This is a genomic window from Buttiauxella cochleicola (assembly GCF_021282405.1).
In the GTDB taxonomy this organism is placed as follows: domain Bacteria; phylum Pseudomonadota; class Gammaproteobacteria; order Enterobacterales; family Enterobacteriaceae; genus Buttiauxella; species Buttiauxella massiliensis.
The window spans coordinates 149,312-166,271 of record NZ_JAJSOU010000004.1 but is presented as its reverse complement, the minus strand read 5'-3'; the positions used below and the strand labels follow the sequence as shown (position 1 = coordinate 166,271).

14 protein-coding genes are annotated in these 16,960 nt (G+C 55.1%); 3 read left to right on the top strand and 11 right to left on the bottom strand.

Features of this window, described 5'->3' with window-relative positions; translation table 11 throughout:
• Positions 1 to 42: 42 nt before the first annotated feature.
• From LVQ79_RS07080 to LVQ79_RS07055, 6 genes are all read right to left on the bottom strand, one after another.
• The gene (locus LVQ79_RS07080; RefSeq protein ID WP_232864406.1) at positions 43 to 2,616 is read right to left on the bottom strand and encodes a nitrate reductase; all 2,574 of its coding nucleotides are present in this window, start codon (positions 2,614 to 2,616) and stop codon (positions 43 to 45) included.
• The gene (gene nirB / locus LVQ79_RS07075) at positions 2,613 to 6,680 is read right to left on the bottom strand and encodes a nitrite reductase large subunit NirB (RefSeq protein ID WP_232864405.1); all 4,068 of its coding nucleotides are present in this window, start codon (positions 6,678 to 6,680) and stop codon (positions 2,613 to 2,615) included. The genes LVQ79_RS07080 and nirB overlap by 4 nt, the downstream gene beginning before the upstream one ends.
• 10 nt (positions 6,681 to 6,690) lie before the next feature.
• On the bottom strand, positions 6,691 to 7,479 hold the full coding sequence (locus LVQ79_RS07070) for an ABC transporter ATP-binding protein (RefSeq protein WP_232864404.1): 789 nt from the start codon (positions 7,477 to 7,479) through the stop codon (positions 6,691 to 6,693).
• A gap of 2 nt (positions 7,480 to 7,481) precedes the next feature.
• The gene (gene ntrB / locus LVQ79_RS07065; RefSeq protein WP_232864515.1) at positions 7,482 to 8,363 is read right to left on the bottom strand and encodes a nitrate ABC transporter permease; all 882 of its coding nucleotides are present in this window, start codon (positions 8,361 to 8,363) and stop codon (positions 7,482 to 7,484) included.
• Positions 8,364 to 8,373: 10 nt separating this feature from the next.
• The gene (locus tag LVQ79_RS07060) at positions 8,374 to 9,627 is read right to left on the bottom strand and encodes a CmpA/NrtA family ABC transporter substrate-binding protein (RefSeq protein WP_232864403.1); all 1,254 of its coding nucleotides are present in this window, start codon (positions 9,625 to 9,627) and stop codon (positions 8,374 to 8,376) included.
• A gap of 339 nt (positions 9,628 to 9,966) precedes the next feature.
• Positions 9,967 to 11,160, bottom strand: coding sequence for a nitrate- and nitrite sensing domain-containing protein (locus LVQ79_RS07055; RefSeq protein WP_232864402.1), 1,194 nt, complete (start codon positions 11,158 to 11,160; stop codon positions 9,967 to 9,969).
• A 71-nt stretch (positions 11,161 to 11,231) separates the two neighbouring features.
• Between LVQ79_RS07055 and LVQ79_RS07050 the strand changes: the two genes are divergently transcribed.
• Both LVQ79_RS07050 and LVQ79_RS07045 read left to right on the top strand, forming a co-directional pair.
• The gene (locus LVQ79_RS07050) at positions 11,232 to 11,585 is read left to right on the top strand and encodes a DsrE/DsrF/TusD sulfur relay family protein (RefSeq protein ID WP_232864401.1); all 354 of its coding nucleotides are present in this window, start codon (positions 11,232 to 11,234) and stop codon (positions 11,583 to 11,585) included.
• Between the two features lie 262 nt (positions 11,586 to 11,847).
• Positions 11,848 to 12,093, top strand: coding sequence for a DUF1883 domain-containing protein (locus LVQ79_RS07045; protein ID WP_232864400.1), 246 nt, complete (start codon positions 11,848 to 11,850; stop codon positions 12,091 to 12,093).
• A 61-nt stretch (positions 12,094 to 12,154) separates the two neighbouring features.
• Here LVQ79_RS07045 and LVQ79_RS07040 read toward each other — a convergent pair whose 3' ends face one another.
• Complete coding sequence (locus tag LVQ79_RS07040) at positions 12,155 to 12,850, bottom strand: gamma-glutamylcyclotransferase (protein ID WP_232864514.1); 696 nt, start codon at positions 12,848 to 12,850, stop codon at positions 12,155 to 12,157.
• Positions 12,851 to 13,142: 292 nt separating this feature from the next.
• Positions 13,143 to 13,373, bottom strand: coding sequence for a putative cation transport regulator ChaB (chaB, locus tag LVQ79_RS07035; RefSeq protein ID WP_232864399.1), 231 nt, complete (start codon positions 13,371 to 13,373; stop codon positions 13,143 to 13,145).
• A 280-nt stretch (positions 13,374 to 13,653) separates the two neighbouring features.
• Between chaB and chaA the strand changes: the two genes are divergently transcribed.
• Positions 13,654 to 14,757 (top strand): sodium-potassium/proton antiporter ChaA, encoded by a 1,104-nt coding sequence (gene chaA / locus LVQ79_RS07030; RefSeq protein WP_232864398.1) that lies wholly within the window; start codon positions 13,654 to 13,656, stop codon positions 14,755 to 14,757.
• Positions 14,758 to 14,848: 91 nt separating this feature from the next.
• Here the strand turns inward: chaA and kdsA are convergent, their stop codons facing one another.
• The 3 genes from kdsA to sirB2 are packed head-to-tail and all read right to left on the bottom strand — an operon-like array spanning position 14,849 to position 16,946.
• Positions 14,849 to 15,703: a 3-deoxy-8-phosphooctulonate synthase gene (gene kdsA, locus LVQ79_RS07025; RefSeq protein WP_232864397.1), complete on the bottom strand. Its 855-nt coding sequence runs from the start codon at positions 15,701 to 15,703 to the stop codon at positions 14,849 to 14,851.
• Positions 15,704 to 15,743: 40 nt separating this feature from the next.
• Positions 15,744 to 16,553, bottom strand: coding sequence for an invasion regulator SirB1 (gene sirB1 / locus LVQ79_RS07020; protein ID WP_151995667.1), 810 nt, complete (start codon positions 16,551 to 16,553; stop codon positions 15,744 to 15,746).
• A 3-nt stretch (positions 16,554 to 16,556) separates the two neighbouring features.
• A complete protein-coding gene (gene sirB2, locus LVQ79_RS07015) occupies positions 16,557 to 16,946 on the bottom strand; it encodes an invasion regulator SirB2 (protein ID WP_151995666.1) in 390 nt (129 codons plus the stop codon).
• Between the last annotated feature and the right edge of the window lie 14 nt (positions 16,947 to 16,960).

The window sequence follows — 16,960 nt, the reverse complement described above, 5'->3', positions numbered from 1 at the left end:
GCAATTCATTCCCAAACTCGTAAACACAGATTACTCCGGGTGTTATTTCAACAATGCTTTCAGCTCTGGAATACAAGAGCCACAGTTGGTGCCACAGCGCAGTTTTTCACCCAGTTGCGCGACTGACTGGCAGCCGCCTGCGATTGCGGCAATAATCGTTTTCTCCCCCACGCCAAAACAGCTACACACCGTGGCACCCGCATCCATAGCGGCTCCGGCAGTTTTTCCAGCTAATAAGGGATGACGTTCAGCGGCCGTTTCCGGAGCCTGTTCAAAAGCCGCCACGACCGCAGCCGCACTGATGTCCGGCCAGGCGTTTGCGCCGTAAAACGCCAACTGTAATTCCCCATTGTGCCAGGCGAGTAAATGATAAAACTCGCCGCCCCCGCAGGCTGTTTGCAACTGCCAGCCGTGACCGGCGGCAAGGGTTTCAATCCATGCCTGGGCGTTACCGTCTGCGGCGCAAAGGAAGTGCTGCAAGCCAGATGTCGCCTGCTTCCACCATTGAATATCGTCGGCAAAATCGATGCCATCGCGGGCGAAAATCTCCCCGCACCAGGCGGGCTGCCAGCGCTGAATGCGCACTGCGGTTTGCTTGCTTTCGGGCTGCCCGGAATGCGGATCGCACACACTTTCCACCAGGCCGTTAATCTGCCCTTTGCGGGCAAACTGCTGGTTCCAGTGCATCGGTGCAAACACGTTTCCCGGTAACTGGTTTTCGCTCACTAGCACTTTCGCCACCATGCCGCCAAAGCGTGAGGCGGTTCTGACCAGATCATTATGAGTGACACCGTAACGTTTCGCATCCGTCGGGTGAATTTCAAGAAACGGCATATTGATGTGCTGCATCAGGCGCGGCACGTTGCCTGTGCGCGTCATGGTGTGCCATTGGTCGCGAATGCGCCCGCTATTGAGGATCAGCGGATAATAGCGATCGGCGTTTGCCTGGGGTAATGCCGGTTCAACCGGCAGCAACTGGAATTTTCCGTTCGGTCGCCAGCTTTTGAATAATGAATGCCCTTGCGCGGCTACCGGCCAGCGCACCGGTTCCAGCGCGTCATATTGCTCACGGCTTAACGTCGCCAGAGCGCTGATATCAAAGGCGCGCGTGCCGTTATTTTCATAACCGGAAAGTGCAGCATGTTCGCAAAAAATCTCCTGCGGATGCTGCCAGCTAAACGCTTCGCCATAACCCAGACGCTGGGCAATTTGAGAAATAATCCACCAGTCGGCACGCGCCCCGCCGGGTGCGGGTAAAAACGCACGCTGGCGGGAAATACGCCGCTCGGAGTTGGTGACGGTGCCGTTTTTCTCGCCCCACGCCAGCGCCGGAAATTTGACTGTGGCGAAGCGCGAGGTGTCCGTTTCGCGCACCACATCCGAGACAATTACCAGCGGGCAGTTCGCCAGCGCCTGTGCCACACAGGAGCTATCCGGCAGCGAAACCAGCGGATTGGTTCCCATAATCCACACGGCTTTGACCTCGCCGCGCCCTATCGCCTCAAACAGTTCGACAGCCATTAATCCCGGCATTTCGGCAATGCGTTCGCTGCCCCAGAACCGCCCCAGGCAGGCAATATCCGCAGGTTCAAAATTCATGTGGCAGGCGAGCTGATTGGCAAGCCCGCCGACTTCGCGACCGCCCATGGCATTTGGCTGCCCGGTCAGCGAAAAGGGGCCGCAGCCGTCGCGACCAATTTTGCCGCTCGCCAGATGGACATTGATAATCGCGTTGCATTTGTCGCTGCCGCTCGACGACTGGTTGATACCCATGGTGTAGAGCGTCATGGCGCGGTCGGCCTGCGCAAACCATTGCCAGAAAGTTTGCACATCCGCGCTTTCCAGCTGGCAAAAGTCGGCGGTTTTTTCCAGTGTCCAATTGGCGGCTATTTCCAGCGCAGTCGGTTGACCGTCAAAAACGTTTGGCTCAGTCGGCGGCAAAACATTCAGCAAACCAACAAACAAAGCGGCATCGCTTCCTGGTCGAAGCGCCAGGTGCAAATCGGCGATGTCGCAGGTCGCCGTGCGGCGCGGGTCGATCACCACCACTTTCATGTTCGGGCGCTGCTGTTTAGCCCGCACCAGGCGCTGATACAAAACCGGATGCGCCCAGGCTGCATTTGAACCGACCAGCACAACCAGATCAGTTTGTTCGAGATCCTCATAGCTGCATGGCACAAAATCCGCACCAAATGCGCGTTTGTACCCCACAACCGCCGAGGACATACACAGCCGCGAGTTGGTGTCGATATTCCCCGCGCCGATAAACCCTTTCATCAGCTTATTGGCGGCGTAATAATCTTCGGTCAGCAGCTGGCCGGAGGCGTAGAACGCCACCGCTTTGGGGCCGAATTCGTCAATAATCCCTTGCAGACGACGGGCGGTTTCATCCAGTGCGGCTTCCCATTCCACGCGCTCGCCGTTGATTTCCGGGTACAACAAGCGCCCTTCCAGCCCGAGCGTTTCGCCCAGTGCCGCGCCTTTTACGCACAAGCGCCCAAAGTTTGCCGGATGCTGTTCGTCGCCGCTAATCTGGAAGCCGTTTTCCGTTTGCTGCGCCTTCACGCCACAGCCGACGCCGCAGTAAGGGCATGTGGAGCGCACAACGTTTGTCATGAAGCCTCCGCACGCATAATCAGCGCCTGGCTTCCCACCCACACGGTGCCCTGTTCCACTTTCACCGGCCAGGCGCGAACCGCCTGCTCTCCATCCTGAGTGCGCCCGTCGCGCAGGCGAATGCGATGTTTGTAGAGCGGTGAAATGACAATCGGCTCGCCGCCCGCGTCGCCGACAATCCCGCGTGAAAGCACGTTGGCATCGCTGCCCGGTTCAAGGTTATCAAGGGCATAAATCGCATCGCCAAAGCGGAATAGCGCAATTTGCTGCTCGCCCAGACGCGCGCCGATCCCCGCCTGCGCGGGGATTTCGCTGACGTTGCAAACCGCCTGCCACGGTTTGACCGGTGCGGCGGCTGGCAGATGCACCACTTCGCTGACCGGCTGTAACTGCCCGCGCAGTGTCTGGCGCTGCACCGCTTCATCCGGTTGTTCGCTGTTAACATAGGAGCGGAACAGCGCGAGGCAATCCGGGCTGTTGAGCGTGGTTTGCCATTCGCACTGGAAGGTATCGACCACGCTGACCATCTCTTTTTCCAGCTCGTCGTTGAGGCCGAGGCTGTCGTTAAGGATCACTTCGCGCAGGTATTCGATGCCGCCTTCGAGGTTGTCCATCCAGGTGCTGGTGCGCTGCAAACGGTCGGCGGTACGGATGTAAAGCATCAGCAGGCAGTCGATGGTGCGGATCAGCGTTTCCCTGTCGAGATCGCTGGCGAACAAATCTGCATGGCGCGGTTTCATGCCGCCGTTGCCGCACACGTACAGGTTCCAGCCTTTGTCGGTGGCAATCACGCCGATGTCTTTGCTTTGCGCTTCGGCACATTCGCGGGTGCAGCCGGACACCGCCATTTTGATTTTGTGCGGCGAGCGCAGCCCCTTGTAGCGGTTCTCCAGCTCAATCGCCAGCCCCGTCGAATCCTGCACGCCGTAACGGCACCATGTGGAACCGACGCAGGATTTTACGGTGCGCAGCGACTTGCCGTAGGCGTGACCGGTTTCAAAGCCTGCCGCCACCAGCTCTTCCCAAATCGCAGGCAATTCCTCAAGACGCGCGCCAAACAGGTCGATGCGCTGGCCGCCGGTGATTTTGCTGTACAGTTGGTAGCGTTTTGCCACCTGGCCGATGGCGATTAAACCGTCCGGGGTGATTTCGCCTGCGGGAACGCGCGGCACAATCGAGTAAGTGCCGTCTTTCTGGATGTTGGCGAAGTAGCGATCGTTGGTGTCCTGCAACGGTAAGTGCGCGGGTTTCAACAAATATTCATTCCAGCATGACGCGAGAATAGAAGCCGCCAGCGGCTTGCAGATTTCACACCCGTTGCCATGCCCGTAGCGGCTAATCAACTGTTCAAAACTGCGGATATGGTTGACGCGCACCAGGTGGTAGATTTCCTGGCGCGAGTACGCGAAGTGTTCGCAAATGTCCTTTTTCACCTCCACGCCCTGCTCTTGTAGCTGGAATTCCATTACCTGTTTCACCAGCGCCGAACAACCGCCGCAGCCCGTCGCTGCTTTGGTGCAGGCTTTAACCGCGCCCATGTCGCCCGCGCCGTTGCTCACCGCCGCGCAAATATCCGCTTTGCTGACGTTATGGCACGAGCAAATCTGCGCGGTTTCCGGTAATGCCGCGACGCCCAGCCCTTTTGCTGCGCCGCCTGCCGACGCGGGCAGAATCAGGCTTTCCGGCTGCGCGGGCAGCGCCATGCCGTTGAGCATCATTTGCAGCAGCGTCGCATATTCACTGCTGTCACCCACCAGCACGCCGCCGAGCAGGGTTTTGTTATCGGCTGACACGACGATCTTTTTGTAGATTTGCTGCGGCCCGTTGGTCCATTGGTAGCTCTGGCAGCCGGGCGTGCGCCCGTGGGCGTCGCCAAACGAGGCCACTTCCACGCCGAGTAGTTTCAGTTTGGTGCTCATATCCGCGCCGAGGAATGCCGATTCAACGCCCGCAAGCGTTGCCGCCGCGACGCGCGCCATTTGATAACCGGGAGCAACCAGGCCAAAGATTTTCCCTTCCCACAAAGCGCATTCGCCGATGGCGTAAATCGCGCTGTCGCTGGTTTGGCAATGGTCGTTAATCACAATCCCGCCGCGTTCGCCCAACATCAGTTCGCTGGTTTTTGCCAGCGCGTCTTGCGGACGAATACCGGCGGAAAAGACGATAAGATCGGTCGTCAGCGTTTCGCCATCGGCGAAATTAAGCTGCAAACCGTTCACGTCGGTAATGGCGGTGGTCGATTTACTGGTATGAACCCGGACGCCGATTTCGCCGATCTTTGCGCGCAGCATCGCAGCCCCGTCATTATCGAGTTGCACCGCCATTAAGTTGGGAGCGAACTCCACCACGTGCGTTTCGAGGCCAAGCTGTTTGAGCGCATTCGCCGCTTCCAGCCCCAATAAACCACCGCCAATCACCACGCCGCGTCTGGCGCTGCGGGCGCGTTCGGCAATCGCATCCAGATCGTCGAGCGTGCGATAAACAAAGCAGCCGGGCAGATCGTTACCGGGAACTGGCGGCACAAACGGGTACGAGCCGGTCGCCAGCACTAGTTTGTCGAAGTAAGTTTCACGCCCTTCGCCGTCGCGAACCACGCGCTGCTGGCGGTCGATCTCCACGATTTTGCTGTTACAGCGCAGCTCAATACCGTTCTCAGCAAAGAAATCGTCCTGCACCATCGAAAGCGATTCGGCGCTGCGTCCGGCAAAATATTCCGAAAGATGTACGCGGTCATACGCCGGATGGCGCTCTTCGCCGAACACCACAATGTGATAGCTGTGGTGCAGTTGCTGCGCCACGCACTGTTCCAGAAAGTGGTGCCCGACCATGCCGTGACCGATTACTACCAGGGTTGCTTTTGTCATGTCGTCATTTCCGGCAGCCAGCGGCTGCTCATCAGAGTGGTATTCGTCAAACAGCACGGCAGGCGTAACGGGTGCCGCGCTGAGTAAGATGTCGGTAAGCGCATTGGCGGGCGTGATATCGCCCAGCAGCAATGCGCCCACCAGCGTGTCGCCGCGTAAATGCAGGCAGCGATAGTTTTTTGAAAGAGGATCGAAAGCGGTAAGGATGCGCGTGTCGGGCTGTTCGCGAAGGTCGCCTGCGGAAAATAGCGGGATGCCGCTGACTTTGAGGCGCGTGCCGCGATCCTGATATTGAGAATCTGCCGTTGGCTCGCCGCATAAACGCGCGGCTAAAACGTCGGCCTGTTGTAAACACGGTGCCACCAGCCCCCAGGTTTGCCCGTCGATTTCACAGCATTCACCTAACGCGCTTACACGAAGCGTTGAACTGCGCAATTGGGCATCAACGGTGATACCGCGCTGGCAAGCCATTCCGGTCTGTTGCGCAAGGGCGATATTGGGTTTTACGCCTGTGGCGATAATGACTCTTCCTGCGGGTAAAACGTCGCCGTTGCTCAACGTCACGCTGGTTTCAGAAATGCGCTCAATGCCGCAATTAAGCTGGCAACGAATGCCCCGTGTTGCGAGATGTTCCTCAAGCAGCAAACCTGCCTGCTGGTTAAGCTGAATGTCCATTAGCCACGACTGGCGGTGGATTAACGTAACGGGAATACCGCGGGCGCAAAGTGCCGCCGCCGCTTCCACGCCCAGTAAACCGCCGCCGAGCACCACGGCGTTTCCCTCGCCGCCCAGAATCGCGTCGACGTCCGCGAGGGTGCGGAAACCGTGGACGTGCGGCAATTGATGCCCGTCAATCGGCGGGATAAACGGGCGTGAACCGGTGGCGAAAACCAGTTCGTCATAGTCGAGAGTGCGCATATCCGTGCTCACCGTCTGGCGCTGGGTGTCCACTTCCCGCACCGCTTCGCCCGTCAGCAGTTCAATGCCGTGGGAAACGTACCAGGCGGCATCATGCAACTGCGTCGCCAGCGCGGGCTTTTCTCCCGCCAGCACCGGCGAGAGCAAAATGCGGTTGTAGCTGAGTGCGGGTTCTTCACCAAAAATGGTAATGGCGAAACGCACCGCCGCTCGGGCCACAATTTGCTCCACCAGGCGGATGGCCGCCATGCCGTTGCCGATCACTATCAGACGTCGCGTCATGAGCGTGTCCTCAGGCAGCCCTGGACTGTTTTTCGTAGAGGAAGCGCAGCACTTGCTGGCGCAGATGGTGGTAGCGGCTGTCTTCGGCCAGTTCCACGCGGTTGCGCGGGCGCGGTAGGTCAACGTTCAGCGTTTCGCCTACCGTAGCCGCCGGGCCGTTGGTCATCATCAGCACGCGGTCGGAAAGCAGCACCGCTTCGTCAACATCATGGGTGATCAGCACAATCGTGGTGTGCAACTCTTGCTGGATGTGCATCACGGCGTCCTGCAAATGGGCGCGAGTCAGGGCATCGAGCGCGCCGAAAGGTTCGTCCATCAGTAAGACTTTGGGTTTCATTGCCAGCGCACGGGCGATGCCGACGCGCTGTTTCATGCCGCCGGAGATTTCATTGGGGCGCTTATTAATGGCGTGGCCCATTTGCACGCGCTCAAGGTTGTGAATAATCCATTCGCGGCGCTCGGCGCGGTTCATGGTGTGGCGAAACACCTGATCCACTGCCAGCGCGACGTTTTCAAAACAGGTCATCCACGGCAGCAGCGAGTGGTTTTGAAACACCACGGCGCGTTCCGGCCCTGGCCCGGCGATTTCGCGGTTATCGCACAGCAGGCCGCCTTCGGAGGGCAAGGTGATCCCAGCAATCAGATTCAGCAGCGTGGATTTGCCGCATCCTGAGTGACCGATCAGGCTGATGGTTTCCCCTTCGGCGATATCAAAGCTGACGTTGCTCAGCGCCAGAAATTCGCCGCTGGCGGTGGAAAAACGCTGGCTAACATTTTGAACCTGAATAATTTTCTTCATAATTATTTCTCCCAGCTAAAGCGACGCGCCAGCAGCATCAAAGCCTGTTCAAGCAGCAGCCCGACGACGCCGATAATCACAATCGCGATAAGAATGTTTTCCACATTGAGGTTGTTCCATTCGTTCCAGATCCAGAAGCCAATCCCCAGGCCGCCGGTGAGCATTTCGGCAGCGACAATCACCAGCCACGCGATGCCGATGGACAAGCGCACGCCGGTCAGAACCGCAGGCAGAACCGCCGGGAATAAGATCTTGCGCATCACCGTCCATTCGGAAAGCTTCAGCACGCGCGCCACGTTGAGGTAATCGTCCGGGATACGTTTCACGCCTTCGGCGGTGTTAATCACCATCGGCCAGATGGAGCAGATAAAAATCGTCCAGCTCGATGCCGGTTCTGCCTTCTGGAATAAAAGCAGGCCAATCGGCAGCCAGGCGAGCGGGCTGACGGGGCGCAACAGCGAGATGATCGGGTTGAACATGCGGGCTAAAAAGGTGAAGCGGCCAATCAGGAAGCCCGCCGGAATGCCGACAATTGCGGCGAGGCCAAAGCCCACCGCCACGCGCTGGAGCGAGGCCAATATATTCCAGCCGATGCCCTGGTCGTTCGGCCCGGCGTTGTAGAACGGGTCGGAAAACAGCGTTATCGCCGATTGCAGCGTGCTGAGCGGCGTCGGGAAACCTTTGCTGTTGAGCGCCGCGATTTGCCAGGCGATGACTAACAATCCCATCCCAAGAACGGCGGGCACCAGGCGCTGGAAAAAGCCCAGGCAAAACTTGCGCCACTGCGGCGTGCGGCGGCGAACGGTGACGGGCGGCAGGGTAATCACTTCCCCAACCGTGGCGCTAAGCGCGGCGGCGGGCGGTTGGTGTGCAGGCTGATTCATCTCATTCCCCTTAACGTTTATGAATGGCGAAACTTGCGGCGTAGGCGGCAGGGTCGCTGCCGTTCCAGGTGCTTCCATCCATCAGCGTGCTGGTTCGCATTGGGCTGGCTGGCACGGAAACGTTGCCCACGGCGGTGGCGGCTTGCTGATAGATGTCGATACGGTTGATGCGTTTGGCGACGGCGAGGTAATCCGGGTCTTTGTCGAGCAAACCCCAGCGGCGGTGTTGGGTCAGGAACCACATGCCGTCGGAAAGCCACGGGAAGGTCACTTCGCCGTCGCGGAAGAAGCGCATGGCGTGGTCGTCCTGCCATTTTTTGCCGATGCCATTGTCGTATTGCCCGAGCATGCGCCCGGTCAGGAACTCGGCTTTGGTGTTCAGGTAAGCGCGCCCGGCAAGCACATTGGCGGTTTCGCGGCGGTTATCGTCGCTGGCATCAATCCAGCGCGACGCCTCAAGAATCGCCGCCACTAAAGCGCGTGCGGTGTTCGGGTTTTGTTCGACCCACGCACTGCGCGTGCCGAGGATTTTCTCCGGGTGATCCGGCCAGATGGATTGTGACGTTGCGGCGGTAAAACCGATGCCGTCGCTAATGGCGCGTTGGTTCCACGGCTCGCCCACGCAGAAACCCTGCATATTGCCGATGCGCATGTTCATCACCATTTGCGGCGGCGGAACCACCACAGTGCGCACGTCGGTAAACGGGTTGATTCCCGCCTGCGCCAGCCAGTAGTAGAGCCACATCGCGTGAGTGCCGGTCGGGAAGGTATGGGCGAAGGTAAAACTGCCCGGCTCTTTGCTGGCGACTAACTTCTTCAGGCTTTGCCCGTCGGTGACGCCCTGCTTTGCCAAATCGCTCGAGAGGGAAATCGCCTGGCCGTTGTTGTTGAGCGTCATCAGGTTGGCCATTGGCTCTTGTTTTCCGGCGATACCCATTTCCAGGCCGTAGACCAGGCCGTATAAAACATGGGCGGCGTCGAGTTCACCGGAAACCATTTTGTCGCGCACCGCGGCCCAGCTCGCCTCTTTGCTAGGCACGATGGAGATGCCGTATTTTTTGTCGAAGCCTTTGACCGCCGCCATCACGACCGACGCGCAGTCGGTGAGCGGGATAAACCCGACTTTGACCGTGGTTTGTTCAGGTTTGTCGCTCCCCGCCGCCCAAGCGGAATTCATCATGCCCGGCAGCAAATACGCGCCGCCTAATGCCGCTCCCGCCTGTAAAAATCGGCGGCGCGAGAGGGTTATGCTTTTGTGGCTCATCGGCTTCATCCTGATCAACGGGTAAAAAAAAAGCGCCCAACAATGTGGGTCAGCACATTGAAGGACGCCTTTGTCCAACCGGAACCGCACCGCCATTGGCGCGTTTCAGGTCAAAGTAATTTTCATAATGAGTGTTGCAACTCGCGTGCCAGATTCAAGATCACCCCTTTAAATCCTTTAGATTTCGTGGTGCAGGAAGGCGGCAAACTTACGAATCCTCAGGAGCTTACTAAAGTAAGTGACTGAGGTGAGTGAGTGAGTGAAGCCAACGCATCTGCAACGTGAAAGATGAAGGGTTTTGCACTACGGAAAGGCAGTTTACGCCCACTGTTTGTGCACCTACTCCTTAGTGGGTAGTCGCCAGATATCCGCCACGGAAACCATCGCGCTCGCCACATCCACCATGCGTTTGTTCTGGTTCATCGCCATTTTCCGCAGGGTTTGCCACGCCTGTTCTTCGCTGTAACCTTGATGGCGAATGAGCAACGCTTTGGCCTGGTCGATAACTTTGCGTTCCTCAAGTGTTGCCTGAAGCGAGGCTAACTGTTGCGCCATGGTTTCAAGCTGCTGTGCCTGCTGGCGCACCAGCGGCAAAAGATGGCGGTCAAAATAGCGTTCCCCATCGTAGCCACCGTGCCCGGCGACCCAACTGGCGATGTCGCTTTCCACCGGTTCTGTTTGCTGCAAAACCTGCCCGAGCGCCTGCTGCGCCTGGACCATGACGGCGTGGATAAGCGCATCTTCCACGTTTTTCAGGGCGTCGATTCGCGTGGTTAATAGCGCAAACCAGCGCAAGGCGCGCTGCGGTTCATCTGCAGTTTGCAGCCGGGTGCAGGCGATGCGCCGGAGCCGTTCGGTTTCGCGGCAAGGTTCGCCGCAGGCCAGAAATTGCTGGCGCAGTGGCAAATCGACCATGCTGCAAAAGGCGTCAAAACAGTGCTGCTGGCTGTCAATTCTATCGACCAGTTGCTGGCGCAAGGTGTCGCTAAATTCCCCCTGCATGAAACCGAGCGCGCCAATCGCCCGCTCCTGCCCCGCCAGTTCTTTACCCTGCATAAAGCTGAATAACGCCGCCAGCGCTCGCGCCACACCACTGTCATCAACCACGTTGCTGGTTTCAGGAACAATACTCAGTAGATGGCGCAGCGTGATGTTGAACTGCTCCATCGCATTGAGCGGCTGAATCTGTTGGACGGTAATCTGCGTTCGCAGCGCGGGCAGTTGCTCAAAGTAATGCAGCGCGCATGCGAGGCTGACAAACAACGCGCTTCCTGGCAGGTAATCCGGTTCGGCGATTGCCCGGCGAAAAAGGCCTAATTCGGTATCCACTTCCTGAATGCAAAGCTCGCGTTCGGCGGCAAACAACCTGCCCCGGGAACACAGCCAAATGTTGGAAGCCCCGCGCTCGCGTTGTAGCATGTGAGCGAGCCTGGCGATGCAGCCGGTGAGTTCACCGATTTGCAGAATATCCTGCAATTGCTCGCGCCCACGGTTTCGGGCGGCCAGTAAAAAATCATGGGCGGTGGCCTTCATAAAATACTCCTGAGCGGCAACGGATAATGTAGAGAAGCAAAAGTCGTGCCGTCGGGTGCTAAGGAGAAAAAATGCAAAAGATTGTGATTATTGCCAACGGGGCGGCATACGGCAGTGAATCGCTGTTTAACAGCCTGCGCCTGGCTATTGCGCTATGCGACCAGCAGCCGCAGCCGGAAGTGAAAATGTTTTTGATGTCTGACGCGGTGACGGCTGGCCTGCGCGGCCAGAAGCCCGCCGAGGGCTATAACATCCAGCAAATGTTGGAGATTTTAACCGCGCAGAATGTGCCGGTGAAATTGTGTAAGACCTGCACCGACGGGCGCGGCATCACTGCTTTGCCGTTGGTGGATGGCGTTGAGATTGGCACGCTGGTTGAACTGGCGGAGTGGACACTGAGCGCCGATAAGGTTTTAACGTTCTAATAAACGAGCTTATAGCTCTGGGCGGAAACCAAATTTAATGATGACCTGACGCTAATTCTCCGTATAAAAAACCGTCAGCTGAATGGTTTCAGGTACATCTGCATTTTTGATTAATCGTTATGGCATTTTTTGATCAAAGTCAGCATTTGTGAAGCTGGGGTCTGGTGTTATGCATGAAGTGTAATTTGTGAGCAGCGTCACTGATTGCAAGGATAACCCGGCGCACGGATGTCTAACTTTGATGTGATAGCGGAGTATAAAAATGCCAGTAGTGAAAGCCAGTTTGCATCTTTTTGGCGGTGACACCGTGGTGGTTCACTGTTCAAACAAAAGCCATATTCATTTAATGAGCGACACCAATTCTGCGGGTAAACCACAGGCCGATATTCTGAGTGTGGAAGATAAGCAGTCTGCTTATTTGACGGTACCTTACAGCGGGACGTGGAAAGTGTTGATTGATAGCCACAGTAAATCTCTTGAGCACTCAATCAGTTATGTAGCAGCATAAAAACCTCATCCCGGCCCTCTTTTTGAGGGCTACTTTTTTGCAGGATGAGGCTTAGAAATGGTCAGGCAAAGCCAGGCTGAAACTCCCCATCCTCACCTTTAGGTTGTAACCAATCTCTGACTTTATTCACTAGTTCATCAAGACAATCATCGTGCATGCCCCGCTTTATCAGTTCTTGTTCAAGTGAGAACAGATACTGTGCGTTGGTGCCCAATGGGCCACTGGCGGCGGCAATCAGCGGCGCGATAATGTCAGCACGTGTGTCAGCTTCATAGAGTGGATGACGCGGGTCCATAATAAACACCAGCGCATTCACCACGCGACGATCATCCAGCTCGAGTTTGCACCAGGTAGGCAAATAACAGCCAGTGATCATCTCACGCTTCCACACCAGTGTCAGTTCGTCTTCAAGAATGGCTTCCGGCAAGCGGTAAGCAAGCCCTGTAGTGCGCCCGCCTTCTTTTAGGGCGAGCATGCGACCAGGCTGGCATGCAGTGCCGCGCCCTGCCGTTAATCGCAGACAAAAGGCCCGATGCCAGCCAACAAGTGTACCTGCCGCTGAATCTTCATATTCAAATGCAGGGTTCCACATCAGAGAACCATAGCCAAAAATCCATACGGGACTGCTATCGGGACGGCAAGCGAGCGTCGCGGCGAGTGATGCCGAGCGCTGCTCAGGGGTCCACAACAGCGATTCCTCTATGGAACCAAAAGCTGTCTTACAATCTGCTTTAATTAAGAAATCACGCGTTAACACCATACACCTCCGCCACTGCATACTTCCGTGTTAATACGTCAGATGCGCCTTCCGGGCTTTTGACTTTTTTATAACCCTCATTCTTCAATCCACAGGGGTGTTGGCGCTCTCGCTTACCTGTGAATCGAATTATGAAGGTTATTTATAAAGCAACATATCTGTGAACATAAGCAATTAGCGGGACGCTGGCAAGTTTGATGACGATCACAAAACAACAAAAATGTCATATTAACTTGCCATACTGGAGTGTGCTGAGAAGTTTGAAGATGAATATCAATACATTATGTAAGGTTTAGTTTTTCTTATGCCATTTATCATCATCACCCTTTTGGTAACTATGTTTCACGGCCGCCCACGCAACTTTATGGGCAGTTTCTTCACGACTGGCATCATCCCGCCGGTCTTCTTTATCTTTGTACTCATCCCACGCGCTGTTAAAGGCCTCTTTGTAAATATCCTGAGCATGCGCGGGAAGGACATTTTGCACGCTTTCCGGGAGGTCACTTCGGGTTTTATAAGGCATCACGTTATCCAGAATCAGGGAAACTTAAAGTGTGAAACACGAGGACCAATCCTGCCAGTTAAAATCAATAATTGAATTTATGACAAACACATCCTTATGTTTTGTATTGCTTAATATGAGTAAACAGCTATTTTCACTCATCAGAAATACTATTGTTATCTAAGCGGTAAAACTGAGTAAATTTTCTCAGAAAATGCCCGTTCTTTGCTATTTTAACGGGGACATAATGTCCGACTATAATCAATAAATAGCTTAATGCCTGCACAGATGGAGACGTATTTTGACCAAAACACAACATGAGGCGGTGAAAACCCGTCATAAGGAGAGTTCGCTCATTTTCCCGGTATTAGCGCTGGTCGTACTGGTGATGTGGGGAGGAAGCCAGTCTTTACCGGCGGTGATAGGGATCAACATTCTGGCCCTGGTGGGCATCTTAAGTAGTGCTTTTAGCGTGGTTCGTCATGCTGACGTGCTTGCGCATCGTTTAGGTGAACCTTATGGTTCTCTCATTCTTAGTCTTTCGGTAGTTATTCTCGAAGTTAGTCTCATTTCTGCATTGATGGCGACCGGCGATGCCGCGCCAACACTGATGCGTGACACGTTGTACTCCATAATTATGATTGTGACGGGGGGTCTGGTCGGTTTCTCACTTCTGCTGGGCGGAAACAAATTCGCGACGCAATATATGAATCTGTTTGGCATCAAACAGTACTTAATTGCTTTGTTCCCACTAGCCGTCATCGTGCTAGTGCTTCCAACTGCATTGCCAGAAGGTAACTTTAGTACCGGGCAGGCATTAATGGCTGCGGCCATTTCCGCTGCAATGTATGGCGTGTTCTTACTGATTCAGACCAAAACACACCAGAGCCTGTTTGTTTACGAGCATGAAGACGAGGCTGACGATGATGACCCGCATCATGGTAAACCATCGGCACACAGCAGCACCTGGCATGCTATTTGGTTGATCGTGCATCTGATTGCAGTAATTGCCGTCACCAAGATGAATGCTATGCCGCTCGAGTCATTGCTGAGCACTCTGAATGCGCCAGCGCAGTTCACGGGGTTCCTGATCGCTTTGCTAATTCTCTCGCCGGAAGGTTTAGGGGCGTTGAGAGCTGTATTGAATAACCAGGTTCAGCGCGCAATGAACCTGTTCTTCGGCTCCGTACTGGCAACGATTTCACTGACGGTTCCGGCCGTGACGCTGATTGCTATGCTGACGGGCAACGATCTGACCTTTGGTTTAGGAATGCCTGAGTTAGTCGTGATGTTGACGTCGCTCGTGTTGTGTCAGATTTCATTCTCGACCGGGCGTACAAATGTCCTCAACGGCACCGCGCACCTTGCGCTGTTTGCCGCTTACCTCATGACGATATTTGCCTGACGGGTCAGCATCATAAAAAAAGCCCTTATCGTGAGATAAGGGCTTTTTGTTTTGGCGGCTAACAGCAACGCCATACGCGATTAATTCATTCTTACTTGCTGGTATCCAGCGGTTCGAAGTTCTTCACCAGATCATCAATCGCTTTGATCTGTTTCAGGAACGGTTCCAGCTTAGCCAGTGGCAGCGCGGAAGGACCGTCGCATTTCGCGTTTTCTGGATCCGGGTGCGCTTCAATGAACAGCCCGGCCAGGCCAGTCGCCATACCCGCACGTGCCAGTTCAGCAACCTGAGCACGACGGCCACCAGATGCTGCGCCAAACGGGTCGCGGCATTGCAGCGCGTGAGTCACGTCGAAGATGACCGGTGAGCCATTAGACACTTGTTTCATCACGCTAAAGCCCAGCATGTCAACTACCAGGTTGTCATAACCGAAGTTTGCGCCACGGTCACACAGGATGATTTGATCGTTGCTACCTTCGTGGAATTTATCAACGATGTTCCCCATTTGACCAGGGCTTACGAACTGTGGTTTTTTGACGTTGATAACCGCGCCAGTTTTCGCCATCGCTTCAACCAGGTCAGTCTGGCGAGCAAGGAAAGCAGGCAACTGAATCACATCAACCACATCCGCAACAGGTTGCGCCTGGCTTGCTTCATGAACGTCAGTAATGATTTTCACGCCGAAAGTTTGCTTCAGCTCCTGGAAAATCTTCATCCCTTCTTCCAGGCCTGGACCACGGTAAGAGTTGATGGATGAACGGTTGGCTTTATCGAAAGACGCTTTGAATACGTAAGGGATGCCCAGTTTCTGGGTCACAGTGACATAGTGCTCACAAATACGCATCGCCAGGTCACGTGATTCCAGCACGTTCATGCCGCCAAACAGTACAAATGGCAGGTCGTTTGCGACGTTAATATCGCCAATGCTTACGACTTTCTGTTTCATCTTAATCTCGCCTTGTTGGGAAACATTTAAAAATTTGGCATCAGTGCAGAGTGATCTGTTTTTGCGAAATAGAGTTAATTTGCGCTTTGATCATCTCGCTTATCGGGTCTTCCGGGCACTGCTCAACAAAATAGCTGAGGTCGTTGAGTGCCACATGTTCGCAATCGAGCTGAGCATATATCAAGCCACGGTCACGAATTTCATAAGGATCTTCCGGGTTAAACTGGAGCAAAGCTTCGCTGGTACGCAGTGCCAACTCCATCTGACGCTCTTCCATCAGCGCGGACTTCATGGTGTCGAGTAATTTTCGCACCACTTCCGCGTTGTCTGCTTCATCTAAATCTTCATCAAACAGCTCGGCTGTCGGCCCGACATTACCCTTGAGCCACACTTCCAGCGTGTGTTCGTTGAGCGTGTCACCGTTGAATGGGTTAATGAGCCACATTTCACCGTCCATCCAGTCGCCGCGTAAAATCAGCTGAGTGGGGAAAATTACCGGATTCAACGGGATATCAAGACGGTCGGCTATCCACAATAAAATAGCACCCAGCGACACTGCACTGCCTTGACGCTTGGTCAGTACGTTATCGAGCCACAGGGCATCGGATAAACGGTAAACGCCGCTGGAGTCTTTAAAACCCCAGGTGCCATAAAACAGTTCGACTAATTTTTCGAGCTGCACATCCTGGTGTAGACCTTCGCAGATCTCTTCACGCGCCAGGCTCGCCAGGCTTTCCAGTTGTGCTCGCACTTCTTGCGCCGGGAAATCATCACGGATCAGCTGCGAGACTAAGATCATGCCCTCGCATAACGGCGCCTGATTGAATTCGAAATCGGCTAACGACCTCATGACTTACCCCAGTAATGGTATTTTTGTGGTGGCGAGTTTAATGATGATGTAAAGCACCACCAGGGCCAACAGAAAGGCAAACCACCGAATCTGTTGGCTGCGTGGGCGTTTGCCCAACACGATAAACCCTAAAACGATATAGATAATAACGCCAAATAGCTTCTCAGTCAGCCATGCACCTTGTGGCGTGAAGGGATAGAAATGCGTAATCATCACAAGAGCAACGCCGCTGACCAGCAACACGGTGTCATTCACATGCGGCACAATGCGCACCCAGCGCTTGTTTGACATGGCTGATTCGCGGTATTGCCACCAGTAGCGTAAAACGAACAGACTCACGGAAATGAAGACCGTCAGAATATGCAAATGCTTGAGCGCGAAGTAAGTTGCCATTTTGCTCAGTTCCT